2 protein-coding genes and 1 tRNA gene are annotated in these 3,847 nt (G+C 71.1%); 1 reads left to right on the forward strand and 2 read right to left on the reverse strand.

Annotated features, from left to right (window positions below):
* Positions 1 to 52: 52 nt before the first annotated feature.
* On the reverse strand, positions 53 to 2,086 hold the full coding sequence (locus tag ACWGIF_RS37730; RefSeq protein ID WP_453504362.1) for a putative bifunctional diguanylate cyclase/phosphodiesterase: 2,034 nt from the start codon (positions 2,084 to 2,086) through the stop codon (positions 53 to 55).
* A gap of 345 nt (positions 2,087 to 2,431) precedes the next feature.
* Between ACWGIF_RS37730 and ACWGIF_RS37735 the strand changes: the two genes are divergently transcribed.
* Complete coding sequence (locus tag ACWGIF_RS37735; RefSeq protein WP_453504364.1) at positions 2,432 to 3,667, forward strand: M6 family metalloprotease domain-containing protein; 1,236 nt, start codon at positions 2,432 to 2,434, stop codon at positions 3,665 to 3,667.
* Between the two features lie 116 nt (positions 3,668 to 3,783).
* Here ACWGIF_RS37735 and ACWGIF_RS37740 read toward each other — a convergent pair.
* Positions 3,784 to 3,846: transfer RNA gene (locus ACWGIF_RS37740), tRNA-Lys, on the reverse strand.
* Position 3,847: the final 1 nt, after the last annotated feature.

A 3,847-nucleotide genomic window follows, 5' to 3' on the forward strand; every position in this document is an offset into this window, starting at 1 on the left:
GGACGTGTCAGTCCCGGCGCAGGCGGCCGGCGCTCTCGTATCCCTCCGGGCCTCAGACCAGGGGGCGCGGGGCGGGCTCCTCCGGCAGCGCGACGGCCGGAGCAGACGCCGGAGCCGGTGCGGAAGCCGGAGCCGGTGCGGAAGCCGGAGCCGGAGCAGAAGCGGGAGCGCTAGCGGGATCCGACGCGGAAGCAGAGGCCGCTGCCGCCGCTTGGCGGTCGATCATGCGGGCGATGACGTCCGGGGCCACCGCGCGGGAGTAGAGCCAGCCCTGCCCCGTGTCGCAGCCGACGCGGCGCAGCCGGGCCGCCTGCCCGGGCGTCTCCACGCACTCCGCGGTCACCGTCAGACCCAGCCGGTGCGCGAGCTGGACCAGGGCCTCGACGATCGTCTCGTCGGCCGGATTCGGGTGCGTGCCCTCCTCGTAGCGGAAGCCCCGTACGAAGGAGCCGTCCAGCTTCAGCACCGAGACCGGCAGCCGGCTGAGGTAGGCCAGGTTCGAGTACCCGGTGCCGAAGTCGTCGATCGCGATCCGCACACCCATGTCGCTCAGCGCCTGAAGGGCCTGCAGCGGCCGTCCCGCCGAGCCCATGACCGCCGACTCGGTCAGCTCCAGCTGCAGCAGCTGCGGCGCCAGGCCCGTCTCGGCGAGGATCTCCGCGACGTCGCCCACCAGGTCCGAGTCCCACACCTGCCGCACGGCCACATTGACCGATACAAAGACCGGCGCGTCGCTGGGCTGTTCGATCTGCCAGCGTCGCGCCTGCCGGCACGCGGTCTTCAGCACCCACTGCCCCAACTGGACGATGGAGCCGTCCTCTTCCGCGATACCGATGAACCGATTCGGCGTGAGCGTGCCGAACTGCGGGTGCTTCCAGCGCACCAGGGCCTCGACCCCGCGCACCGTACCGCTCTCCAGGTCCACCAGCGGCTGATACTCCAGCTCGAACTCCCCGCGTTCCACAGCCGGCCGAAGCGTGGAGGAGAGCGCCTGCCGGGTCATGCGGTGCGCGTTGCGCTCCGGGTCGAAGAGGGTCCAGCGGGCCTTGCCGTCCGCCTTGGCCCAGTACAGGGTCGTGTCGGCGGCCTGCATCAGCCCGGTCGCCGAGGTGCCCTCCGTCGCCCGCTCCACGACTCCGATCGACGCGGAGACCGACAGCCTTTGCCCGGCCAGGTCGAAAGGCTCCTGTACGGCGGCCAGGACGCTCCGTGCCAGGTCCGCGAGTTGTTCGGTGCCGGTGGAGTCCTCCACGAGCAGGGCGAACTCGTCGCCTCCGAGCCGCGCGACCAGGTGCCCGCCGGTGCGCCCGTATCCGGACTGGTCGGCGCACTGGGTCAGCCGGGCGGCGACGGCGGTCAGCAGCCGGTCTCCGACCCGGTGGCCGAGGGTGTCGTTGACGGCCTTGAACCCGTCGAGGTCCAGGTAGCACAGTCCGATCCGGCCGGTGCCGCCGCCGTGGTCGTACGAAGAGGCCTCCAGGGCGGCGGAGAGCCGTTCGAAGAACAGCGCCCGGTTGGGCAGCCGCGTGACCGGGTCGTGCATCTGGAGGTGGCGCAGCCGGGCCTGGAGGTCGCGCCGGTCGCTGATGTCGGAGACGGACAGCAGGACGTCCGCGGTCCCGGGTACGGGTCCGAGCGTGACCTCGGTCCACAGCGAGTGCCCGTCGGGGTGTTTGAGACGGCGGGTGCACCGCAGCCGGGCCTGCCGTCCGCGGAGCACCTCCTGGTACGCGGCCCAGGTGCGGGCCTCCGCGGCCAGGTCCACCAGGTCGGCGGCGCACCGGTGGACGAGCGCGTGCGGCTCGCTGCCCAGCAGCCCGGCGAAGGCCTGGTTGGCGGCGACCACGTAGCCGTCGCGGTCGACCACCGCCATGGCGAGGTGGGCCGCGTTGAAGGCGGCCCGGTAGTCGCGCAGCTCGGACTCGGCGCGGTAGGGCGCCGCCGACGTGGCCGACGTGGCCGACGTGGCCGACGTGGCCGGATCGGCCGAGGCCGACGGCACTGCCGGCACTGCCGGGTGACGCTCCGTAATGGCCGATCGGATGCTGTCGGCCGCCGAACCGGTTCCTTCTGAGGTTCCGCTCACCGTTGGCCCCGCAGTGTTCGTGAGTGTCCGTGCAGGAAAGTGTGCCGATCATAGAGGCTGCCGGGAGGCCCTATCCAGCGGCGTCGCCGGGTGGGACGCCGGAGTTCGGCGTGATGACGGATCGCCGGACCAAGATCGCTTGATCGTTTCTGCGCGGCTCTGAGCATGCGGAGGCCCCTGCTGATCTCGGGTGATCGGTCGTGACGTTCTGTAGGCAGGTGCGTGAAGTTCGGGGGTCACCGGCTTGCCCTATTGCTCACTCGTGTGGGGCAGCGGAACAGGGCATTAGTAAGACAATCGCCTCAAGGTGGCTAAACAGGTACGAATCCACCACCGGAGGTCGATGTGGCGCGACAGCAGACACCCGGGGGAGTGGACCGTTCCCGCATCCGAAGCACCGCCGCGGCGCTCACTTCCCTGACGGCGCTCGCCGCCATGTCGCTCGTCGCGGGTCCCGCGGTAGCCGATTCCGGGGCCGGACCCTGCGCGCTCACCCGCACCGGGGCACACCACTCCCTGGGGGTGGACAGCTGGAACGGCGCGTACCCCAAGCCCGAGCGCACGCTCAACGCGGTGATGGTCTTCCTCTCGTTCCCCGACCACCGCAGCACCCTCACGCCGGAGCAGATCACCGGCGACTACTTCCCCGCCACCACCGACTTCTTCGAGCAGGCCTCGTACGGGCGCTTCCACCTCGTCCCACACCCGCAGAAGCAGTGGCTCCGGATGCCCAAGCCGTCCACGGCGTACGGGATAAGGCGGGACTGGGCCCCCGCGGACCGGGCGGCCTACCTGCGGGACGCGGTCGCCACCGCCGACGCCGAGGTGGACTTCACCCGGTACGACGTCGTCTACTTCGTCGCCGACCCGGACGCGCCCGGCGTGGACTCCGACGCGACGAAAGTCGTGAACTTCGACCGCCCGATCGTCGCGGACGGCGCCGAACTGCGACGGATCGTCACCGTCTTCGAACGCCACCCGCCGGACCGGAACGTGCTGGCCCACGAGACCGGACATGTCTTCGACCTGCCCGACCTCTATCACCGGCCCACCGACGGCAAGGGTGACTGGGACACCTACGTCGGCGACTGGGACGTCATGGGCAGTCAGTTCGGGATGGCCCCGGACCTCTTCGCCTGGCACAAGTGGAAGCTGGGCTGGCTGGACGCCTCCCAGGTGGACTGCGTGCAATCGGGCTCCTCACTGCACACCCTGCAGCCGCTGGCGCAGGCCCCGCCGAGCGGCGGCACGGGTGGTACCCGGCTCGCGGTGGTCCGTACGGGGCCCGGCAGCGCGATCGCCGTCGAGGCGCGGGGATCCGCCGGCAACGACGGGGACACCTGCACGGAAGGGGTCCTGGTCTACCGGGTGCGCAACGAGGCGGCGTCGGGCGGCGGCCCCGTCGAGGTACTGGACGGGCATCCGGAGACGGAGGCGTGCTGGGACCGCTCGGTGTACCCGCCGCTGGCGGACGCGCCGCTGGAGGTGGGCGAGACGTACACGGTGCCGGGGGAGCGGATCACCATCGAGGTGGCGGACCGGACCCGGTCGGGCGCCTACACGGTGAAGATCACGACGTGACGGACGTGACGCGAGGTGCGCGTCATGCCGGGCACGGCAGGGCACGGCAGGGCACGGCAGGGCACGGCATGACGAAGAAGGCCCCCACTCGCGTGGGGGCCTTCTTCCGTCTGTGCGCCGCCAGGGACTCGAACCCCGGACCCGCTGATTAAGAGTCAGCTGCTCTAACCAACTGAGCTA

It is taken from the genome of Streptomyces sp. NPDC054849, from assembly GCF_053610945.1.